Here is an 18,964-nt window from a genome sequence, read left to right as displayed (position 1 = left end):
GCGCTTTTGGAAATATCCCCCGCGCGAAGGCGGGGGAATGGATTAAAAGGCGTGATTGTTATTGATCATCAAATCCGCCGATATAAGCGTACTTTATTTCACGGACATGAATCCGCTGGGTTCCGTCCGGAACCTCCAAGACAAGGGGGGAATTGCATTCCGCACAAAGCAGCTGCCTGCCGATCGGGGAGATAAAAGAGATCCGGTTGTTGTCAGGATCGCTTTCCGTGGGGTAGACCACGGTGAACAAGTCCGTTGATCCGTCTTCCTCAAATTCCACTTTCACGCTGCTTCCGATCAGCACGACTTGATGAAGCTTTTCTTGAAGCGCAGTGTCTTCGTTCGCCAGCAAGGATATCAATCCGGCGGTGTATTTGCGCAAGAGAGCGTCCATCATTCTTCGATCGTGGTAGGTCAATCCCAATAGATAAGTATCCGCAAAAAACGGGTATTGTTCGTCAAAAAATACGAGTTGATTCACCAAATGCGTCCTGGTTCCATCGAGGGCTTTAAAACTAGGGTTCATAGTAGATATCACCCCCAACTTGTTTTTCCCAACCAAGCGTGACCATGTTGATGGTTCTCATACAAGCAGTCCTCCTTAAAGAAAATAAGCCCGCAAGGGGCTTGCATTCAGTATAGCATCTTTCCTGATTATGGTCATCCAGCGGGATTCGCATTATTTGTTTAAATTGTTTACACCCAACTCTATTAAACTTATATTTATTAATGTAATGCATTTATATGGGATGAGGAGGAATGGGTTTTATGCAGTTGGGGAACAAGTCATTCGCCAAGCTTTTTGCGGCCGCTGTGATTACGGCTGGGCTTGCGTCCGGTACGGCCTTGGGGACGCCGGTCAGCGCAGCCGAAAACGCAAGCGGATCAGGGGAGTTTCAGCTTAGGGTGTTACATACGAATGACACGCATGCCCATCTGGACAACATCGGCCGGCGTGTCACGGCCGTGCAGGAAGCCAGAACGGGGAATACCTTGCTCTTGGATGCGGGCGACGTATTTTCGGGAACGCTCTATTTTAATCAATTTAGCGGCCTGGCGGATCTGTATTTTATGAACGCAATGAAATACGACACCATGACGTTCGGGAACCATGAGTTCGATAAAGGTCCCGCGGCATTGGCCGAGTTTGTGAAGCAGGCCAAGTTCCCGTTCGTAAGCGCGAACGTCGATTTCGGCACGGAGCCGGCGCTCAGCGGCATGGCCAACAGCGAGCTTGGAAAACCCGGGGAAGATGGAAAGATCTATCCGGCCGTCATCAAGGAAATCGGCAGCGAGAAGGTAGGCATTATCGGCCTCACCACGCCGGAATCTTCGGTGCTGTCTTCGCCGGGGCCAAATATTAAGTTCAATGATGAAGTAGAAAGCGCGCAAAAGCAGGTGGACGCGCTGGAAGCGGAAGGCATCGACAAAATTATCGTATTATCGCACCTTGGCTATACGGTAGATCAGGAACTGGCGGAAGCGGTGGACGGCATCGACATCATCGTCGGCGGTCATTCCCACACGCAGCTAGATGTTCCTGAGGTGCATAACGCCGATACGGAACCGACGCTGATCGTTCAGACGGGTGAATATAACGAACATTTGGGCCAACTGGATGTAACGTTTGACGATAAAGGCGTGCTGACGGAATGGAAAGGCGGGCTGATCGACCTTAATGCGCAGGATGATGCCGACAATTACGTGATTAAAGGCGATGCGGAAGCGGTAGCCAAACTGGCCGAATACGCCGATCCGCTGGAAGAGCTGAAGCAAACCGTTGTCGGCGAATCGGACGTTGCCCTTGACGGCGAACGTGACAGCGTACGTAAGCAGGAGACGAATCTGGGCGATTTGGTAGCCGACGGCATGCGCTCGAAAGTGATGAGCATCGTCAAGGAACCCGATGTGAAAGGATATGTGACGATCCAAAATGGCGGCGGCATTCGCGCCTCGATCGACGCCGGCGATATTACGCTTGGCGAATTGCTGACGACGATGCCGTTCGGCAACAACTTGACCGCGCTTAAGATGACCGGTAATGAAATCATTGCGGCATTGGAGAACGGCGTAAGCGGCGTCGAAAACGGGGAAGGCCGCTTCCCGCAGGTGTCGGGATTGCGCTTCTATTATGATTCGACCAAGCAGCCTGAGGTCGTCGACGATGTAACCGGACAGAAAACGCAATCCGGACAACGCATCGTTAAAGTACAAATTCTAAATGAAGACGGCACATATTCCGACATCGATCCAAACGGTAACTACATCGTGGCCACCAACTCCTATATGGCCGGCGGCGGAGACTTCTACAGCTCGATGAAGCAAGCCAAAGACGCCGGGCGTTTCTATGAACTGAATCTGGTCGATTATGAGGTGTTCCGCGAATATTTAGACAAAGCAGGAACGGTAAACCTCAAAACGGAAGGCCGCATCACGGATTTGAAAGGAGCGGCGCTTCCGGCCGAAGCAGGAAGCAGTGGCGAGGCCGGCGGGCAAGCAGCGGAGAATGTCGCTTCCCGGTTTACGGATATCGCAAACGATCCCAATAAGTCGGCGATTGCCCGGGCAGAGTCCGCGGGCATCATCAACGGTTACGGCGACGGCACATTCCGTCCGGATGGGCTCGTAACCCGCGCCGAATTTGCGGTGATGGTGAGCCGGGCCTTCAATCTGGGCGACGCGGTAGCCGAAACCGGATTTTCAGATGAAGACAGTATCGGGCCATGGGCATTGCCAGCCGTTTCCGCGCTTAAGCAAGCGGGGTATACGGACGGCTTTGCGGACACCGCTTTCCGCCCTGAGCAGAACTTGACCGTTAAAGAGGCCGCATCCTTAATCTCCGCGGTGTCTGGCAAGGTTTTAAGCGGACTGGAACTGGAACAAACATCGCAAGTCACCCGCAGCGATTTGGTGCTGATGATTATGTCCGCGCTGAGCGAATAGGACCGGCACGTTCGATTAAAGTTCAAAAAACCGCTCCACATTTACTGTGGGCGGTTTTTTCGTTGTCTGCCATTTATGATGCATGATGATCCGTAACGAAATGACGCTTTGCTCCATATGATGAAGGGACCGAGGAAATGGTTACTTACCTAGCCCGAAAAACAGATCGGCTTTAAGCTGCGGGACGAAGTGGAGGAAGAAGGTGTTTAACTGATGCCTGCAATCGTTGGAAATGTAAAGATCATTAACATCAGTTCCGGTGGTGTGGTTCACTTTGGCGATACGCTGGTTATCTCCCCGCAAACGGCCACGAAAACATTTGCGGGCTCGGGATCGTTTAATACCGGGGATTTTCCCGTTACGAACAGCGGCTTGAGTACGACCCTAACCATTGACCCCGCTGTTGTCGATGGTTCGGTCACCAAGGGAGGGACCTTAGCCTAATGATACATGTTCAGCAGACCATTTCGATTCAGTGCATTCGGGTTAACGGAATTTCAAATTCTTCAGTTTTGCAAATCGGAACAGCCGGGATCATAAAATCGTTATCCAATCTGTACAATACCGGAGGGTTTACGGGTCCCGCCCCGGAGGCAGCCCCAACGGGTCCGGCTGCCTTGCCGGGTCCGGTGGTTCCATTTGGCGGGCGATGATAACCCGACGCTACATATGCTAAAGCGGAAGGTGTGAAAAGGGTGAACGAAAAAATTCGCTTGGATGTTACAAACGATAAAATTTTGGTGGACAACATTAAGATTTTGGCAGTGGGCAGTTCATCAGTCGTTTTGGTTGGGGATACCGGCTCCATTCGGCTCTCCTCCATATTCGATACTCCGCCGGAATCCCTCATTATTGGGCCGCTTGTTCCTTTTGCGAGGTAGACCATGATACGGACATCTTGTGTTAATCGGCTGAAAGTCACTTTCGTCATTTATTCTTCTTTTGTTCATGTGGGAGATGTATGGGGAATCTTTCCGGATTCGCAAGTTTTCGCCTTACAACGCCAAATCCCTGTCTTTTGGGGGGATGAGGGGAAATTGGAGAAGTTGCCCATATTCTTTCAACCGTTTCCCTCCCAAGAAATCAATGAGGAAGTCATTTTTACGCAAGAGAATAAAAGCCCCTGCATTGGCGTGAACAATCTTTATATCTTGGGGATTTCAACTTCCGCCGGGTTGCAGATCGGCAATACCGCGATACTTGACGCGAAGAACCGCACCAAGCACATCAGGCATCTTATACCAAGCGATTAATTGCCAAAGCGAGGTCTGGTGATTTTCCTCCCATGTACCTAATTCTTTGCAAGACATGCGATGGATTAGCATACATTGATAAAGAAAAAGAAAGGAGGAGGGGCTTTGTCGGGACATTACCCCAATCATTGGCTGGATCAGATCAATCATGCCTTACGCTGGCAATACGATAAATTGTTTCTATTGGAAAATGAAATGTCGGCGCTGAAGAAGCAACTTCAGGCCTTACAATCCATGCCGAGACAGCATGTCGAAAAAATAGACTACAATTTTGAGCAGTTGAAAGTAGAGAACCTCAACGGTACTCTGATCATCGGAATTAGTCCTAATGATCAAGGAACAATTGAAGATCTATCGGTAGCCGGCAAACAAACGGAGGACGTTTCACTAGGCCAGGACCCCGGCGATCCAACCAAATCGTCTATCCAAACCATCAAAATCGAAATGCAGCGATACATAAAAGAGGACATCGCCACCTTGCTTGCCGAGAAAGCAAATCATCGCAATTTGAACCTCACGGCCGATCAGTTGCAAAAAATCATGGACGATATGAGCCGGCAAATCGAGGACCGCCTTGCCTTCTATATGGCCCAATTGCAAGAGGACGCGAACGTTCATGATCAGCATGAGCAGGTTGAGCGGCGTTTAAAGGATGACCTGGTGCAAGCGACGGATAAATATATCGATTACTTTCACCAACTGGAAGGTTCGTAACCCAGCGGGGGGCCGGTTCGCCCCTGAAAACTGTGGCGATGCCGCGGGATGTCCTCTACGGTTTTATAATATTGGCCTCTAAATTCGAATGGTTCGTCATCCACAACGTCGTCAACCATATGAAAATGCGACCCGTCAGGCAAATAAACCGGCGGGCCGGTGTAGCCTTCAAACCGATGGAAATGTTGATTCAGGGCAAAAGTGATTCCCTGGAACCGATGAAAGTGGCAGTCTCCGGGGCCTCCATTAACAGGATAAGTAAAAAACCGGACGTTATGCCGATGGCCCAAATTGATGGATGTCGAACCATAAAACTCATGTGCATGCGCCTGACAATTTGTTACAGACATCGGTACGCTTCCCTTCATGTGCTCATATAATTTATTGATACGGGGAGAAGGGGGATTCTATGCGAAATTCGCCAACGGAGGACGCTCAAACGTTTGTAGCTCAGCATTATCCCGATTGCATGTTAGCGATATTGGGCGGCAGCGCCAGTATAAACCAGCATGATGCGGCTTCGGATTTGGATATCGTCGTTTTTGAAAAAGAGGATCCGGGTTATGTTCATAAAGTAAGCTCTTTTATGGATTGGATCATCGAATGTACTGTACTTACTCCGGAGAATTACAGGGAACACTACGACCAAGGATTGCAGGCGGCCAATCCCACTTTGCTGAGACTGGTGACCGGGGGCGTTGTTTTGGCTTCGCGGCAAAACGGCCTGAAATTTATCGAAGAAGCACAAAACGATCTGCAGTATGGCCCGTTGCCCTGGTCGCAAGCAGAGCTGGATTTCGCCAGATATACGATTTCCGACAAAATCGCGGATTTGCAAGGCCAAATTCCACGCTGTGAAACATGGTTTGTGGCCAGCAAGCTCCTCATATTATTAAGCGAGTTTATCCTGCGGGCCAACAACCAATGGCTTGGCGAGGGGAAACACTTATACCGTTTTTTGCAAAAGTACGCTCCCGAAACAGCGGCGGAGTTGGAGAAGGGGCTGGAAACGCTATATCTTCGGGATGATCCGGGCGAACTGGTCAGGGTTTGCAGCCGGGCATTGGAACCATATGGAGGAATGCTGCTTGACGGGTATGAGGAATGATGCTTTGATGTTCATTTAAAATAAAATCGGCTGGAGAACGCCCCGCTGCGGCTTTGCAGGCGGGGCGTGTTTTTCCTTCGTTTTTATTCCTCGTTTTCGCTTTCGATAAAGATATCGCGAAAATTTTGGGATTCCGGCAACTTGGGCATTTGGATTTCCAAAATTCCTTCCTTGTATTTTGCGCGGGACTTTCTAGGGTTCACTTGTTTTTTGAGCTGGATTTCCTGCTCCTCCCCGGACGGAAAAACAATCCGCAGCTTGTTGCGATTAACCGAGACTTTAGGTTGGTCTTGGGAGAAATGCTCCGAAACAGGCAATCGGACAATTAGATTGCGGTGTGTTTCGTAAAGGTTATAATTCACCGCTTTGTTATTGAAGATAGGGATATTGATATCGCTTGGCATGGACTTTTGAAGCTGCTTTTGGACAAAGTCGCCTACCCAGGATAGATTTCTGGCGGCATTTACCTGAGTGAAGTTCTTAGGCAAAAACGGAAATTGCTCCATCATATTCTTTTCGAATTCTTCCCAGCTTGTCAAACCGCCCTTATTTCGCATATGGCATCACCTACATCATTATATGTCTATGTTTATTCAGCAGAGCATGTTCATGTTCGAACGGTAGCAAGTGATGCGGAAAAACAGCGCGGACTTTTCCTTTATGCGGACCTTGCACCAAATGCCTATAGGCTGCATAGCCTAGGGTTGAATAGAGCGAGAGGGGAAGGTTAGTTTGCACTATGATTTCGATTTTTACGATCCGTTTCGCGTCTCTGCGGACCAAAATTTAATCCCTGACATCGTACGCGCCATAAACGGTGAATACAACGCGATCATCTGCTACGAACAATTGGCCGGCATGGCTCCGGATGAAGAGATAAAGAGGAGAATTATGGAAATCCGTCAAGACGAGATTCGGCACTACCACAGCTTCTTGCAACTCTATGCTTCGTTAACCGGCACGCAAGCGACTCCGCGGCAAACGGAACGGTGCCCGGCCGATTACCGGTCGGGAGTGATCGGCGCTTTTTTGGATGAGCAAAAAACGGTTGACCAGTACCTGGAAATCGCAGATAAAGCGCACGATCCCTATATCAAGGAACTATTTAAACGTACGGTTTCCGATGAACAAAATCATGCCGTCTGGTTTTTGTATTTTATGGTGGGCGGGAAAAAGTAAAAAGCGATATTAGAACCCGACTGGTATCAGGGAACTGGTCGGGTATTTATTTACAGGTTGCCGCATTTCAATGTAAGCGCTATACTATAAATACCCAGGGAAAATATTCCAACATCATAGCTCACAACTTCGTTCATATTTAAAATCGTTCTGGAGGTGTCTTATGAAAAAGAAGTCTTGTTTTACACTGGTGACCACATTTGCGTTTTCTTTGATTTTTTCTGTAAGCGCTTTTGCGGGGAATGTGTTCTGGGAACCATTAAGTTATTTTAATCCGAGTACATGGGAAAAGGCAGATGGGTATTCCAATGGGGGGGTGTTCAATTGCACATGGCGTGCCAACAATGTTAATTTTACGAATGATGGAAAGCTCAAGCTGGGCTTAACGAGTTCTGCGTACAACAAATTTGACTGCGCGGAGTACCGATCAACGAACATTTACGGATACGGCCTGTACGAGGTCAGTATGAAGCCAGCCAAAAATACAGGAATTGTCTCATCCTTTTTCACGTATACAGGACCTGCTCATGGCACACAATGGGATGAAATAGATATCGAATTTCTAGGAAAAGACACGACAAAAGTGCAGTTTAACTATTATACCAATGGGGTTGGCGGTCATGAAAAGGTTATCTCTCTTGGCTTTGATGCATCAAAGGGCTTCCATACCTATGCTTTCGATTGGCAGCCAGGGTATATTAAATGGTATGTAGACGGTGTTTTGAAACATACCGCCACCACGAATATTCCGAGTACGCCAGGCAAAATTATGATGAATCTATGGAACGGAACCGGAGTGGATGACTGGTTAGGTTCTTATAATGGAGCGAATCCGTTGTACGCTGAATATGACTGGGTAAAATATACGAGCAATTAATATGATTGCAGCTGGGCATGAGCTTTTTAGTCCAGCTGCAGGAGTTTTTATAATTACGTAAAATAATAATTTGACGAATAATTAAAAAAAGAATTATGCTTGGTTTAGGAGGTGCCGAGCCGAAATGGATAAAACGTTAAAAGCGCATTATATGAACCGTATCGATGAAAAGTTAAATGAACTGCCTTGGTACGTAACCGAATACATAGATAGCCGCAAACGCAAATTGTCGCCGACGACGCTGCTGAATTACTGTCATGATTTCATCATCTTTTTTGACTGGCTGATCGCCGAAAAGCTCGCAGCAGCAAGCCGCAAAGACGTTGAATTACCTAGCTTGGAAAAATTGACGGTTCGCGAGATCGAAAATTTTCTTTCCCATTTAGAGTACCGTTTGGGAAACAACAAATATACGATCAACCGCAAATTGTCCGCGTTAAAATCGTTGTTCGATTATTTGCAGAATAAAGCGGAAACCGAGGATTTAAAGCCGTATATTCAGCGTAATGTTATGGCCAAAATAGAATTTAATGCCGTTAAAGAAAGCCAGGAAACGATCGCTAACCGGATTGAAGGCAAAATTTTGCGGGATGATGATTTTGAGCGGTTCCGGCAGTTTGTGGCGTATGATTTTGGCGCGCAAAACAAAGACAACAAGCGGATTTTTCGTTTCCATGAGTTTAACCGCGAAAGAGACACCGCCATCGTTTCCTTGATTCTTGGGTCCGGACTGCGCTTATCGGAAGTTGCGGGAATCGACATCGGGAATCTGGATATGAACAAAGGATTGGTCCGGGTAATCCGTAAAGGAAATAAAGAACAATACGTGTATTTTAGTGAACAAGCTTTAGCGGACCTGGAAAATTACCTGAGCATCCGGGAAGCAAGATATGCGCCGGACAAATCGGAAAATTCCTTGTTTTTGGCGGCGCCGATCGGCCGTAAAGGCACAAACCGCCGGCTGACGCCAAGAGCCATTGAGAAGCTGATCGAAAAATATGCGGCAGCGTTCGGCAAACCGGCGCTAACCGTTCACGCGTTAAGACATTCTTTTGCGACACGTTATCATCAAGAAAACAACGACGTACCGAGACTAAAAAACCAATTGGGCCATTCATCAATCCAAACTACGATGATTTATACGCATTTAACGGATGAAGAGATGCGAAAAGCCGTGAATAATATGGATAAGTAAAAAGCAGATAAATCAGATCAAAGAGCCGGGTCGGGCCGGTTCTATATTTTAATAACAATACTTATTCACAAAACTCGTATTTTGTACATATGTCTTTGTGAAGACTAAAAGCAAGCCAATTATCTCCAGTATACTCTGCATTATCTCCAGCTTGCCAGCACTCATATTTTTCATGATGTCCATTAACAAAGAGTATCTACCCTGACTAGATTGAATTACGTATCTATATAAGTTATTTTTTCACTTTACGTTTGGGTCTCGTCAGGTCAAAACTATGTTTTACTATATCGTGAAGATCATCCTCCGGAAGGTCTCCATCTAAGATAATCGTATTCCAATGCTCTTTACTCATATGATATCCCGGCTTAACTTCTTTAAATGCGTTTCGAAGGAAATCAGATCGATCAGGATCACATTTCAGGTTAACGCATAGATGATCATCTTTTTCAAATATTAACGCAAAGATCTTCTTGTTTCCTTTGTGGCGTATAGCTGTCCAACCTTCTCCAAAAGGATGATCCTCATATGAGGCTGGATAAGATAAACAATATTCTACGATTTCTTCTAATTTCATTTTGGTATTCTCCTATCTGTAAAGCTATTCATGATTATTGTTTCTCTTGTGCCATGCTGCAATTTCTTCCATCCTTTGTTTAATTTTAAATTCAGACCCCTGTGTTGTCGGATGGTAATATTCACGTCCGATCAGGGAATCTGGCATAGTCTGCATCGTTGTTAGCTTTTCTTCTGTGTCATGGGCGTACTGATACCCTTTACCATAGTTCAGCTCTTTCATAAGCTTCGTTGGAGCGTTCCGAAGTTGCAAAGGAACAGGTTCATTCATGGAATGTAGGGCATCTTTTTTCGCATAGCGGTAAGCCAAGTAAGCGGAATTCGATTTGGGAGCCAGGGTCAGATATATAACGGCTTGTGTTAGATGCACATCGCACTCTGGCATTCCTATGAATTGACATGCCTGAAACACCGAAACAGCGATTTCTAAAGCCCTATTGTCTGCCAAACCCACGTCCTCACTTGCAAACCTAACTAGCCTACGAGCAATAAATAAAGGATCTTCACCTGATTCCAACATTCGAGACAACCAATAAATAGATGCATTTACATCACTATTTCGCATCGATTTATGCAATGCGGAAATAATATTATAGTGTTCTTCTCCATCTTTATCATACAAAAGTGATTTTCGATGAATAATTTGTAGCAGCCCTTCTTTGCTAATTTCAATATATTCACCTTGTTTCTCTCCGTTAAGCACAGCCATTTCTAAGGTGTTTAATGCCACCCTGGCATCTCCATTTGAATATTCTGCGATAGCAGAAAGTACGCCCTCTTCTAAACCTATCTTTTGTTCTCCGTATCCTTTAGGATCCAAGATCGCTTTTTTTAATAATTCAACAATATCTTCACTGCTTAGTTGGTGAAGTACAAAAACTTTGCTACGAGATAACAAGGCTGAGTTAACTTCAAACGATGGATTTTCGGTTGTCGCGCCGATGAGAATAATGCTCCCTTTCTCCACATACGGAAGAAAAGCATCCTGTTGTGCCTTATTAAACCTATGAATTTCATCAATGAATAATAGGGTTTTCTCCCCTAATTTCCTGTTTTCCTCAGCTTCCTTCATTATATTTCGGATTTCTTTAATACCGCTGGTTACTGCACTAAAATCAATAAACTTAGACTTGGTTTGATTGGCAATGATTTTAGCTAGTGTTGTTTTGCCGACACCTGGAGGACCCCAAAATATCATAGAAGATACTTGATCATTTTTGATCATATCGTGCAGAACTTTTCCAGGGCCAAGTAAATGTTTTTGACCTATAAAGTCTTCCAACGATTGAGGACGGACACGATTAGCCAACGGTCGATCATGTTCATTATCAAATAATGTTCCTTGGATCACAGTGTCACTCCCTTTTCTATAATGGTTAAACCAAATCCTTTTAGATGTATTCCCCAACCCTGTACTTTCGGAATGATTTAATTAAAGGTTCTGCTTTCGGAATTCTACAGGCGTATAGCCAGTTTCCCTTTTGAAAAATTTACTAAAGTGAGTAGTTTCTTGAAAGTTCAGCATTTCTGCAATGTCGCTAATCAAGTAATCTGTATGCATTAATAAACGTTTAGCTTCGAGACTAATTCGAGCTGATATGAAAGCTTTAGCACTTATTCCAACAGCTGCGACCGTAACCCGTGTTAATGTTTTTTCTGTGCAATTTAAAAGGGCGGCATAGTCACTAACATGATTTAACTTGGCATAATTTTTCTCCACTAATTCTTGAAATTTTAAAAACTTTTGTGAGACCTGAGAAGTAGTAGGGATATTTTTTTGTTTATGAATAATGTTGAGCCAAGTTACGAATGCATAAAGCTGATAGCGTAACAACATATGAACATCCTCTTTGGCTACTTGAATTAAAGAGTCTTGAACCATTTGCTCTATTAAAGTGATTGCCCGATGCAGCTCTGTATTATTTAAAGTTATACTATTAGGCGTTCTTCCAATATCAAACGTTAAATTCAGTTCACTCAATGTAAGTGAAGCAGGAAGAAGGAATTCTTCACGGAATAGAATAACCCATCCGTCCCAGTTTTCATCGTGTCCAAAATTATGGACTTGTCCTGGTGTTACTACTATCAGTGTTCCTTCCTTACAAGGGATGGGTTCAAAATCGATCCATTGAGTACACATTCCTTTCGTGACACAAATGAGCATATAAAATTCATAACGATAAGTAATTTTCATACGTTCCTCTGGTGTTCGCTCTTTGAGAGAAGATACACTAAAAATCTCCAGATCGTATGGGTAAGAAAGCACTGGTTTATATTTAAGAGGTCTTATATTATTTTCCTGTTTGAATGAATGAACGATTACACAAACCTCCTTTAAGAGTATTTGTTGAATTGAAATGTCCGTAAAGTATCATTAAATTTTCCCTTTTTGCCTTCATCGAATCTAATATATGACCTAAAATGATCATATCATAATAATTAGGACAAAACAAAATTGATCCGATAGTTCTTCAATTAATTGAGTATCAGCACCCAAAATGAGGAAGGATAACATGCAGGTTAATAGCATAATAGCAAAAAAAATCTTAACTGAAATGAAAGGAGATTCCACTGTTGGTTTCACACATTCATTAAATCCTTATAGTGGTTGTGCTTTTGGATGTAGGTATTGCTACGTTAGAGAAATGCCTATTCAAAGATACATTTAGTTAGCTCCCTTATGTGCCAGAGCTATGTAGATTTCAGATTCAATGTTTCCTGCGTTTTTAAGCCGACCGGATTGTTAAACGTTTCATCCAAAATGCCTCCAAATTTTCCAAAGCCCGTTTCCTTGGCGGCCTGGCGGTACGCAACCGTCGGATTTTTTCCTTTATGATGATTGTGCTGGTATCCATCTGTATCTGCGCTTCATTGACCACAGCCACTTTGTCGCCAATCTTCAAATCGATATGTGTATTGTCCTTCCACAGAACCAAATGTTTCTGGTCCCCGCTTCCCTCCCATTTGACGCCAAAACCCAAGGATTCCGCCATGAATCTTATTCAATACTACTTGACATGTGAATGGATTATCGGTATAGTGTGAATCAATTCATACCTCATATTAAGGAGTAACCTATGCCAAAAAATACTTTCTTTCGTTTAGATGAAGCAAGGCGCGAGGAAATATCTAATAGCGCTATGCATCTTTTTGTTGATCATCTTTACGAGGATATAACTATTAAGATGGTTTTGGATCGTTTGTCCATGCACCCCGGAACATTTTATCGGTATTTTGAAGACAAAGATGACCTTTATTGTCTCTTAATACGTAATGTGACCCAGAAAAGAGCTGCGTATTTTAATAACAGTAATGAAGATTCCCTTTTCCAGTTTTTCCTTACTGGCTTATTTGGTAACGTTAATGGCATTGTGACCGAGCCACTGAATGAGTTGGAAATCAAACTCACTGAAACACTTTTATACATTCCTGAGAACATTTTGCTTAAAATATATCTGAATGTGCTAAAGGGCGAGTCATTCCCCTTAATCAAGGACATTTTACGCCGAATGAGGGTTGATGGATATCTCCGACCTGATATTGACGACGACCTGATTTCTTTTATGTTTGAGTCAATGCAGTTTAATTTAGTCATGTTTTTTAGGGAATTCGATATTAAGGACTCTAAGCTGCAACATAAGATTAGCAAGTACTTTGCTGACTTTATGAGTCATGGGCTGCTTGAAGATCATAAATATTCTGAAATTGTTAGCGATCTCAAGAAAGGCAAGGAGTAGAAATATATGTATTTCACATTCGCCACTTTTATTAATTAAGGGGGAGCAAGAAAATGAAAACTTATGACGCATTTCCAGAACCAATTGGCGGCTATACTGTCGGTCGAACCCAGATGGATTTTGAGTACACGGCATCAGATCACTCAAAAAGAGAACTGACGGCGTTTGTGTACTATCCGTCCGACAGTAGCGAAGGTAAGACTACATCAACGTACATGTTTCCTGAAGTCTACGAAATGTTAAATGAGCAGCCACTTCTCACCGCGTTGAAGGATGCTTACTCTATAGATATCAAGACCCAGTGTTACGACGACCTTGCTCTCTCCGGGAAGGAAAAGCGCTATCCGGTGTTATTCTATGTTTGCGGCGGGGGCGGTTCTCCAGAATGGGGTACAGTGATCTGTACAGACTTGGCAAGTATGGGATATGTTGTGGTAAGCATCGGCCATCAGAACAGCACGATCTATAAGCGTAAAGATGGGCGCCTGTTTAATGTATCAAAGGATTTTTCGGATGTCATTACGGCGTTTTCTGAAGATCCGGAGATGCTGGCGTTGGCTGGTAAGATGGAGATGCGGCCTGACGATAAAACTGCCATTGAGATGTGCCGTAACGTGCTTACACTGCCGATACTTGCCAAGTTAACAGAGTATAGTGAATTACAGGCAGAAGATGTAAGATATGTAGCCGATTATCTTTACAAACTGGACTCTGGAGAGCAGAATTCCATCTTTAAGGGCAGATTGTTGCTTGACATCGGCATGGGCATAGTCGGACATTCTTTTGGAGGGGCTACGACGGCGATGGTTTGCCGGGACGACGACCGGTTCGCCTGCGGGATTGGCTTGGATAGCGGTGCGTTCGGCCTTCAGGGCAGCGACCTTAAGAAACCCTTCTTGCTGCTGTTTTGTGAACCTAACTATAACATGAATGCGATAATTGGCGCTAACAATAGCATGGAAACCTATTATTTCTCTGTTGATCGTGTTGCGCATTTAGATTACTGCGATATCGTGTTTACCAGTGTTAATGAGGAAATCAGAGGCGAACGGGATGCTATGGAAATGCGAAATCTTGTTACAGACTATACGAAGAACTTTTTTGATCATTACTTACTGCAGAAGGCTGCAAGTGTGGAAAGTCTGGCATACGATGGCGTGGACTTGATCAAGAAGACCAGCAATAAGTGACATAACCGAGAGGTTGCTGATAAACGCTTGTCAAAGAGCTAGCCGTACAGACACAGAGCCGATAACCCTATTACGCGGTTATCGGCTCTCTCATATTTCAGGCATTGTTTTCTATTTGAGATGAAAAGCGGTGTTTTCACCGTTGAAAAACACACTGAATCTAAAACATCTCATACCAACGTCACATAAGATCACACAGGGTTAATTCAATAAAGGGGGACTTTAGTACAAAAAGAGCTTATATCTAAGTGATACAAGCTCTTGTCTATTTGTGTATTCTTACGCAAAATAAGTTTTAAAAATGGTGCAATATAATCATGTTTACTACAGTTTTGCATTCTTTAACCAGCTACCAACAACTGTTAAATCATCGTAGAGACAATTACCGTTAAAACAAAAAAGCTCTAAAGAGGTGTCTTGTCATCATCAACTATAATATCCAATAATAATTTAACTTACACTTTGCCTGCCATCTCTTCGATCTGTCTCAACCAAGCCGTTCGCGTCGCTTCGTCGGAACCCGGTACGGACTCGAAAAATTCATGATGCAACACTTCTATGCCGCAATATTCAAATATCCCTTGATCGGAAGTCAGTAGTAGCGCCTTATCCATGCCGCTGGCAGCATACTGGGCATGCGATTTTCCTTGCGTGTTGATGATTATGGCTTTTTTGCCTTTCAGCAATCCTTTCTGCTCCCCATTCACGTAACGATAGGCAAATCCGTAAGTAAAGACCCGCTCAATATAACCTTTGACGATTGCAGGCAGTCCGGTCCACCATATCGGATAAATGAAAGTGATGACGTCCGCCCATTTTAAATATTCTTGCTCCTGTTCAATGTCTTCGCCAACTCCACCCAAAATTTCACTGCTACTGATGACAGGTTGAAACTCCATCGCGTATAAATCGCGTACGATGACCTCGTGTCCTTTTTGGCGAAGGGTTTGGACTGTAGTTTCTAAAATGGCATGGTTAAAACTCTCTTTTCTCGGATGGGCATACACAATCAAATGTTTCATAGGAATGTCTCCTTTCATTTTGCAAGCATTGTAATGTTTATTGATTGATCAATCACTAATAATGAAAAATTGAGTGGTCTCTGCCTACTCTGGTTTGAGATTTTGTGATTGATCAATCACTAATATGTTAATATTGTATGTTATCTTTTCTTATAATGCAACTCATATTTCATACATAGCTGTTCTTATTTTTTATTCCTTGTATCTACAAATGAAATGGGAACTTAAGGATGGAACTGTCCTTCTCACAGCTCCATCCTTTGCTTATCTATTAGCGAAATGTGCTTAATGTCCTTCAAAAAAATGAGATTTACCTGTTATAAATAGTGCGATCTTTTTGGCGACCTCCTCCTTACTCATAGTGATATTGCCGCTGGCCCATTGCACGGCTCCTTCATGGATGATTTGTGCAAAAATTGGCACAAACATATTCTTTTCGTTTTCCGTATAAATATGCTCCAAACTTTTCGACAAGAAAATCTTCAATTCGTTTAGTATTTTTTCTTTCATTTGAGGTAACATCAAGCCACCATAGCTACCGCGACATTCAATGTTCGGTTGTTGATAAAAATCCAATACCGCCAAAACAAGTTGATTTATACTGTCCTGATCAAACTTCACAATACCTGAAGTCCGATTATTGATAGAAACCGAGGCGAAATCCCCCATAAGGTACTCTATTAGATCGTATTTATCATTAAAGTGTGCATAAAAAGTAGCCCGATTAACTTGTGCTTCCTTTGTTATATCTGCTATTGTGATTTTTTCAAAATCCTTTTTAGAAACCAAGCTATAAAAAGCATTAATCAATGACTGTTTGGTATGTGTGTTACGTAAATTTCTTACTTTTGATGCCATTTTTCTCTCCTCTTTCCTGACAATATATCACTTTTGTCGTTATAGCAACATTCACACGTGATTGTTGATTGTTGTCTTATTTCAATGGAAGTATAGTTTATATTAAAGCAACAAACGTTACTTTAATATATCAGAGATAAGGAGTAAACGAAAAATGAAAACTATTGCCATTGTTGGTGCAGGTCCTGGATTAGGCTTGTCTCTCGCCAAAAAATTCGGAGAGAATGGATTTAGGGTAGCAGCCATTGCACGTAACCCTGAGAAATTAGCAATAATCGAGTCTGAACTTCGGAAATTAAATATTCAAACGCAGTCTTTTGTTGCGGATATCACGGACTTAGCTGCATTAAAACAAGCCATTCAATCAGCAAAAAAGGAGTTTGGTTCGATTGATGTGCTGGAATTTAGTCCCTATGCCAAAGGGGATAATTTCACAAACGTGCTAGGAACTACGCCACAAAGTGTGTCAGAATTAATGAACAGCTACTTGCTGCCTGCCGTTCTTTCCGTCAATGAGGTGCTACCGGATATGATAAATAACGATTCTGGTGCAATTCTGTTTACAACGGGTGTATCTGCCATGTTTCCTATCCCTTATGCTGGGAATGCGGGAATTGTTGGGGCGGGCATTCGTAATTATGCTGCAAACCTGCACAATGAATTGAAGGAAAAAGGCGTATTTATCGGACATCTTTCGATCGGAGCCATGATACAACCAGGTACAGCAGGAGACCCGGATGCTATTGCAGACACTTGGTTTAATTTATATGAGAGAAAGGACCATTTTGAAGAAATATTCCCTCACGGTTTTGATCCGGCTACGATTACCTAATTGAAATGTTCTTCTATTAAGAGGTTTTTGTCTGGGTCTATCCTATATTTTAATACTAGTTCGTTCAATCTGAGATTCTAAAACATCATATAGAGCAAGCTTATAATTTATTTTATCCAAGTTAAAATAGAGATCCCTTATGCTTCGCTCTATTTCTTTTTTATGATTGAGCATCATCAATTTTCGTTCTGAAATTGTTGAGTCCCCTTCTTTGTATAAGTAAACGTATTTCTGAATTTGTGCAATAGGCATTCCTGTTGCCCGAAGTGCTGTAACAAAGTGTATCCAACTTAAATCTTCTTCATCGTATAGACGCTTTCCATTATCGTTCCTTTTAACATGTGGAAGCAAGCCCTCTTTTTCATAATATCGAAGGGTGTGTGCGGCTATTTCCGTTATTTCAGTAACTTCTTTTATAGTCAGCATTATAACCTTGTAAGCCTCCTCTTAAAGTGTACTTTAAATAATTTCTTCAACTTTATAAATTGGATTCTCTGATTTCATGCTATAAAAGAAAAAATCTATTATTAAATCAGGGTTTTCCCTATTCTATTATACTGTTTTTATTTTTCAAAAAAAACCTTTGACTTGAAGTGAACTTTATAAACTATGATAGCAAGGTAATTAAAAAACGATTTTTGAGAGGAATGTATACGTTGGAAAATAAACTTTTAGCACATGAAGCTACACAGACCACTATTTCAATGGTCACTGGCGGCAGTCGGGGACTTGGTCGTAATACTGCCATTAGCATTGCACGTCATGGTGGTGATGTCATTTTGACCTATCGTAGCCAAGCAGAAGAGGCAAAATCAGTCGTTGCTGAGATTGAAGCTCTGGGGCGTAAAGCGGTCGCTCTACAACTCGATATAGAAAATACATCCAGCTTCGCTAACTTTGCTGAAACCGTTGGTTCTATTTTACAATCTAATTGGGGGAGTGCCACTTTCAATCATCTGGTGAATAATGCGGGTCATGGAGAAATGATCAGCTTCACCGAAACAACAGAGGCTCAATTCGATAGCCTGTTCAATGTGCATGTGAAAGGCGTATTTTTCTTGACTCAAGCCCTATTGCCGCTTCTTGCAGATGGTGGTCGTATTGTTAACTTCTCATCAGGCCTCACTCGTGTCTCATATCCAGGCTTCTCAGCTTACTCTGCAGCTAAAGGTGCAGTAGAAATTCTAACCATCTATATGGCAAAAGAGCTGGGCCACCGCGGTATCACCGTTAATACCGTTGCGCCTGGTGCGATTGAAACTGATTTTTTAGGCGGCGCTGTGCGTGACACGCCAGCTTACAATGATGCATTTGCTGCGATGGTTACCCTTGGTCGTGTCGGCGTGCCTGACGACATTGGTCCCGCAGTTGCCAGTCTACTCGATCCCGATAACCGCTGGGTTAATGCACAGAGAATCGAGATCTCCGGTGGTCAAAACATTTGATTTTTCGGCGGAAAAATGTTTGTCACACGATATGATTT

At 43.4% G+C, this 18,964-nt stretch carries 24 protein-coding genes and 1 pseudogene; 15 read left to right on the top strand and 10 right to left on the bottom strand.

All coding sequences use genetic code 11. From position 1 onward, the window contains the following. Positions 1-58: 58 nt before the first annotated feature. The gene (locus EHV15_RS25110; protein WP_246061771.1) at positions 59-481 is read right to left on the bottom strand and encodes a GreA/GreB family elongation factor; all 423 of its coding nucleotides are present in this window, start codon (positions 479-481) and stop codon (positions 59-61) included. A 287-nt stretch (positions 482-768) separates the two neighbouring features. On the opposite strand from EHV15_RS25110, the gene EHV15_RS25105 reads away from it, so the two are divergent. The 6 genes from EHV15_RS25105 to gerPC all read left to right on the top strand — a co-directional run bounded on the left by EHV15_RS25105 (position 769) and on the right by gerPC (position 4,910). Then, positions 769-2,943 (top strand): 5'-nucleotidase C-terminal domain-containing protein, encoded by a 2,175-nt coding sequence (locus tag EHV15_RS25105; RefSeq protein ID WP_128633631.1) that lies wholly within the window; start codon positions 769-771, stop codon positions 2,941-2,943. Between the two features lie 213 nt (positions 2,944-3,156). Next, positions 3,157-3,387 (top strand): spore germination protein, encoded by a 231-nt coding sequence (locus tag EHV15_RS25100; protein ID WP_128633630.1) that lies wholly within the window; start codon positions 3,157-3,159, stop codon positions 3,385-3,387. Continuing rightward, a complete protein-coding gene (locus EHV15_RS25095; RefSeq protein ID WP_128633629.1) occupies positions 3,387-3,596 on the top strand; it encodes a spore germination protein GerPB in 210 nt (69 codons plus the stop codon). The genes EHV15_RS25100 and EHV15_RS25095 overlap by 1 nt, the downstream gene beginning before the upstream one ends. 42 nt (positions 3,597-3,638) lie before the next feature. Next, complete coding sequence (locus EHV15_RS25090) at positions 3,639-3,824, top strand: spore gernimation protein GerPD (protein ID WP_425464451.1); 186 nt, start codon at positions 3,639-3,641, stop codon at positions 3,822-3,824. Positions 3,825-3,827: 3 nt separating this feature from the next. Further along, on the top strand, positions 3,828-4,196 hold the full coding sequence (locus EHV15_RS25085) for a spore germination protein GerPE (RefSeq protein ID WP_128633628.1): 369 nt from the start codon (positions 3,828-3,830) through the stop codon (positions 4,194-4,196). Positions 4,197-4,301: 105 nt separating this feature from the next. Continuing rightward, on the top strand, positions 4,302-4,910 hold the full coding sequence (gene gerPC / locus EHV15_RS25080) for a spore germination protein GerPC (protein ID WP_128633627.1): 609 nt from the start codon (positions 4,302-4,304) through the stop codon (positions 4,908-4,910). Here the strand turns inward: gerPC and EHV15_RS25075 are convergent. Beyond that, positions 4,889-5,260 (bottom strand): YmaF family protein, encoded by a 372-nt coding sequence (locus EHV15_RS25075; RefSeq protein WP_246061770.1) that lies wholly within the window; start codon positions 5,258-5,260, stop codon positions 4,889-4,891. The genes gerPC and EHV15_RS25075 overlap by 22 nt on opposite strands. A 59-nt stretch (positions 5,261-5,319) precedes the next feature. Between EHV15_RS25075 and EHV15_RS25070 the strand changes: the two genes are divergently transcribed. Beyond that, positions 5,320-6,018 (top strand): nucleotidyltransferase domain-containing protein, encoded by a 699-nt coding sequence (locus EHV15_RS25070; protein WP_128633625.1) that lies wholly within the window; start codon positions 5,320-5,322, stop codon positions 6,016-6,018. Between the two features lie 83 nt (positions 6,019-6,101). Here EHV15_RS25070 and EHV15_RS25065 read toward each other — a convergent pair whose 3' ends face one another. Further along, positions 6,102-6,575: an Hsp20/alpha crystallin family protein gene (locus EHV15_RS25065; RefSeq protein WP_128633624.1), complete on the bottom strand. Its 474-nt coding sequence runs from the start codon at positions 6,573-6,575 to the stop codon at positions 6,102-6,104. Between the two features lie 175 nt (positions 6,576-6,750). On the opposite strand from EHV15_RS25065, the gene EHV15_RS25060 reads away from it, so the two are divergent. The 3 genes from EHV15_RS25060 to xerS all read left to right on the top strand — a co-directional run bounded on the left by EHV15_RS25060 (position 6,751) and on the right by xerS (position 9,269). Beyond that, positions 6,751-7,197 carry a ferritin-like domain-containing protein gene (locus EHV15_RS25060; RefSeq protein ID WP_128633623.1) on the top strand — a complete coding sequence of 149 codons (447 nt, stop codon included), beginning with the start codon at positions 6,751-6,753 and terminating at the stop codon, positions 7,195-7,197. Between the two features lie 163 nt (positions 7,198-7,360). Next, positions 7,361-8,074 (top strand): beta-glucanase, encoded by a 714-nt coding sequence (gene bglS, locus EHV15_RS25055; protein WP_128633622.1) that lies wholly within the window; start codon positions 7,361-7,363, stop codon positions 8,072-8,074. A 124-nt stretch (positions 8,075-8,198) separates the two neighbouring features. Next, positions 8,199-9,269 (top strand): tyrosine recombinase XerS, encoded by a 1,071-nt coding sequence (gene xerS / locus EHV15_RS25050; RefSeq protein ID WP_128633621.1) that lies wholly within the window; start codon positions 8,199-8,201, stop codon positions 9,267-9,269. Positions 9,270-9,501: 232 nt separating this feature from the next. Here xerS and EHV15_RS25045 read toward each other — a convergent pair whose 3' ends face one another. The 3 genes from EHV15_RS25045 to EHV15_RS25035 form a co-directional block, all read right to left on the bottom strand. Continuing rightward, positions 9,502-9,843: an MmcQ/YjbR family DNA-binding protein gene (locus tag EHV15_RS25045; protein WP_128633620.1), complete on the bottom strand. Its 342-nt coding sequence runs from the start codon at positions 9,841-9,843 to the stop codon at positions 9,502-9,504. Between the two features lie 24 nt (positions 9,844-9,867). Then, complete coding sequence (locus EHV15_RS25040) at positions 9,868-11,193, bottom strand: replication-associated recombination protein A (protein ID WP_128633619.1); 1,326 nt, start codon at positions 11,191-11,193, stop codon at positions 9,868-9,870. 81 nt (positions 11,194-11,274) lie between these two features. Then, complete coding sequence (locus tag EHV15_RS25035; protein WP_246061769.1) at positions 11,275-12,036, bottom strand: AraC family transcriptional regulator; 762 nt, start codon at positions 12,034-12,036, stop codon at positions 11,275-11,277. A gap of 319 nt (positions 12,037-12,355) precedes the next feature. Here EHV15_RS25035 and EHV15_RS37590 point away from each other — a divergent pair. Next, a pseudogene (locus EHV15_RS37590) lies at positions 12,356-12,505 on the top strand (radical SAM protein); the annotation flags it as partial. Positions 12,506-12,568: 63 nt separating this feature from the next. Here EHV15_RS37590 and EHV15_RS38420 read toward each other — a convergent pair. Further along, on the bottom strand, positions 12,569-12,835 hold the full coding sequence (locus EHV15_RS38420) for a stalk domain-containing protein (RefSeq protein WP_128633617.1): 267 nt from the start codon (positions 12,833-12,835) through the stop codon (positions 12,569-12,571). A gap of 84 nt (positions 12,836-12,919) precedes the next feature. Here EHV15_RS38420 and EHV15_RS25015 point away from each other — a divergent pair, with 84 nt between their 5' ends. Continuing rightward, positions 12,920-13,579, top strand: coding sequence for a TetR/AcrR family transcriptional regulator (locus EHV15_RS25015; RefSeq protein ID WP_128633616.1), 660 nt, complete (start codon positions 12,920-12,922; stop codon positions 13,577-13,579). A 53-nt stretch (positions 13,580-13,632) separates the two neighbouring features. Further along, positions 13,633-14,769, top strand: a complete 1,137-nt coding sequence (locus tag EHV15_RS25010) for an alpha/beta hydrolase (protein ID WP_128633615.1) — start codon at positions 13,633-13,635, stop codon at positions 14,767-14,769. A gap of 455 nt (positions 14,770-15,224) precedes the next feature. Here EHV15_RS25010 and EHV15_RS25005 read toward each other — a convergent pair whose 3' ends face one another. Continuing rightward, on the bottom strand, positions 15,225-15,791 hold the full coding sequence (locus EHV15_RS25005; RefSeq protein ID WP_128633614.1) for an NAD(P)H-dependent oxidoreductase: 567 nt from the start codon (positions 15,789-15,791) through the stop codon (positions 15,225-15,227). Positions 15,792-16,076: 285 nt separating this feature from the next. Further along, positions 16,077-16,649: a TetR/AcrR family transcriptional regulator gene (locus tag EHV15_RS25000; RefSeq protein WP_128633613.1), complete on the bottom strand. Its 573-nt coding sequence runs from the start codon at positions 16,647-16,649 to the stop codon at positions 16,077-16,079. Between the two features lie 154 nt (positions 16,650-16,803). On the opposite strand from EHV15_RS25000, the gene EHV15_RS24995 reads away from it, so the two are divergent. Beyond that, the gene (locus EHV15_RS24995; RefSeq protein WP_128633612.1) at positions 16,804-17,481 is read left to right on the top strand and encodes an SDR family NAD(P)-dependent oxidoreductase; all 678 of its coding nucleotides are present in this window, start codon (positions 16,804-16,806) and stop codon (positions 17,479-17,481) included. A gap of 42 nt (positions 17,482-17,523) precedes the next feature. Here the strand turns inward: EHV15_RS24995 and EHV15_RS24990 are convergent, their stop codons facing one another. After that, positions 17,524-17,907 (bottom strand): MerR family transcriptional regulator, encoded by a 384-nt coding sequence (locus EHV15_RS24990; protein WP_128633611.1) that lies wholly within the window; start codon positions 17,905-17,907, stop codon positions 17,524-17,526. Positions 17,908-18,137: 230 nt separating this feature from the next. Between EHV15_RS24990 and EHV15_RS24985 the strand changes: the two genes are divergently transcribed. After that, complete coding sequence (locus EHV15_RS24985; RefSeq protein ID WP_425464450.1) at positions 18,138-18,926, top strand: SDR family NAD(P)-dependent oxidoreductase; 789 nt, start codon at positions 18,138-18,140, stop codon at positions 18,924-18,926. The last annotated feature ends 38 nt before the right edge of the window (positions 18,927-18,964 follow it).

Source organism: Paenibacillus oralis (genome assembly GCF_003863965.1).
Taxonomy (GTDB): domain Bacteria; phylum Bacillota; class Bacilli; order Paenibacillales; family Paenibacillaceae; genus Fontibacillus; species Fontibacillus oralis.
Note: the sequence above shows the minus strand (reverse complement) of the source record. Positions and strands in the feature narration are given on the sequence as shown.

Excerpts from the sequence above, each read along its gene's own strand:
- EHV15_RS25105 (WP_128633631.1), top strand. The coding sequence starts at position 769 with ATGCAGTTGGGGAACAAGTCATTCGCCAAGCTTTTTGCGGCCGCTGTG.
- EHV15_RS25100 (WP_128633630.1), top strand. The coding sequence starts at position 3,157 with ATGCCTGCAATCGTTGGAAATGTAAAGATCATTAACATCAGTTCCGGT.
- EHV15_RS25095 (WP_128633629.1), top strand. The coding sequence starts at position 3,387 with ATGATACATGTTCAGCAGACCATTTCGATTCAGTGCATTCGGGTTAAC.
- EHV15_RS25085 (WP_128633628.1), top strand. The coding sequence starts at position 3,828 with ATGATACGGACATCTTGTGTTAATCGGCTGAAAGTCACTTTCGTCATT.
- EHV15_RS25075 (WP_246061770.1), bottom strand. The coding sequence starts at position 5,260 with ATGTCTGTAACAAATTGTCAGGCGCATGCACATGAGTTTTATGGTTCG.
- EHV15_RS25070 (WP_128633625.1), top strand. The coding sequence starts at position 5,320 with ATGCGAAATTCGCCAACGGAGGACGCTCAAACGTTTGTAGCTCAGCAT.
- EHV15_RS25065 (WP_128633624.1), bottom strand. The coding sequence starts at position 6,575 with ATGCGAAATAAGGGCGGTTTGACAAGCTGGGAAGAATTCGAAAAGAAT.
- bglS (WP_128633622.1), top strand. The coding sequence starts at position 7,361 with ATGAAAAAGAAGTCTTGTTTTACACTGGTGACCACATTTGCGTTTTCT.
- xerS (WP_128633621.1), top strand. The coding sequence starts at position 8,199 with ATGGATAAAACGTTAAAAGCGCATTATATGAACCGTATCGATGAAAAG.
- EHV15_RS25045 (WP_128633620.1), bottom strand. The coding sequence starts at position 9,843 with ATGAAATTAGAAGAAATCGTAGAATATTGTTTATCTTATCCAGCCTCA.
- EHV15_RS25035 (WP_246061769.1), bottom strand. The coding sequence starts at position 12,036 with ATGAAAATTACTTATCGTTATGAATTTTATATGCTCATTTGTGTCACG.
- EHV15_RS38420 (WP_128633617.1), bottom strand. The coding sequence starts at position 12,835 with ATGGCGGAATCCTTGGGTTTTGGCGTCAAATGGGAGGGAAGCGGGGAC.
- EHV15_RS25015 (WP_128633616.1), top strand. The coding sequence starts at position 12,920 with ATGCCAAAAAATACTTTCTTTCGTTTAGATGAAGCAAGGCGCGAGGAA.
- EHV15_RS25010 (WP_128633615.1), top strand. The coding sequence starts at position 13,633 with ATGAAAACTTATGACGCATTTCCAGAACCAATTGGCGGCTATACTGTC.
- EHV15_RS25005 (WP_128633614.1), bottom strand. The coding sequence starts at position 15,791 with ATGAAACATTTGATTGTGTATGCCCATCCGAGAAAAGAGAGTTTTAAC.
- EHV15_RS25000 (WP_128633613.1), bottom strand. The coding sequence starts at position 16,649 with ATGGCATCAAAAGTAAGAAATTTACGTAACACACATACCAAACAGTCA.
- EHV15_RS24995 (WP_128633612.1), top strand. The coding sequence starts at position 16,804 with ATGAAAACTATTGCCATTGTTGGTGCAGGTCCTGGATTAGGCTTGTCT.
- EHV15_RS24990 (WP_128633611.1), bottom strand. The coding sequence starts at position 17,907 with ATGCTGACTATAAAAGAAGTTACTGAAATAACGGAAATAGCCGCACAC.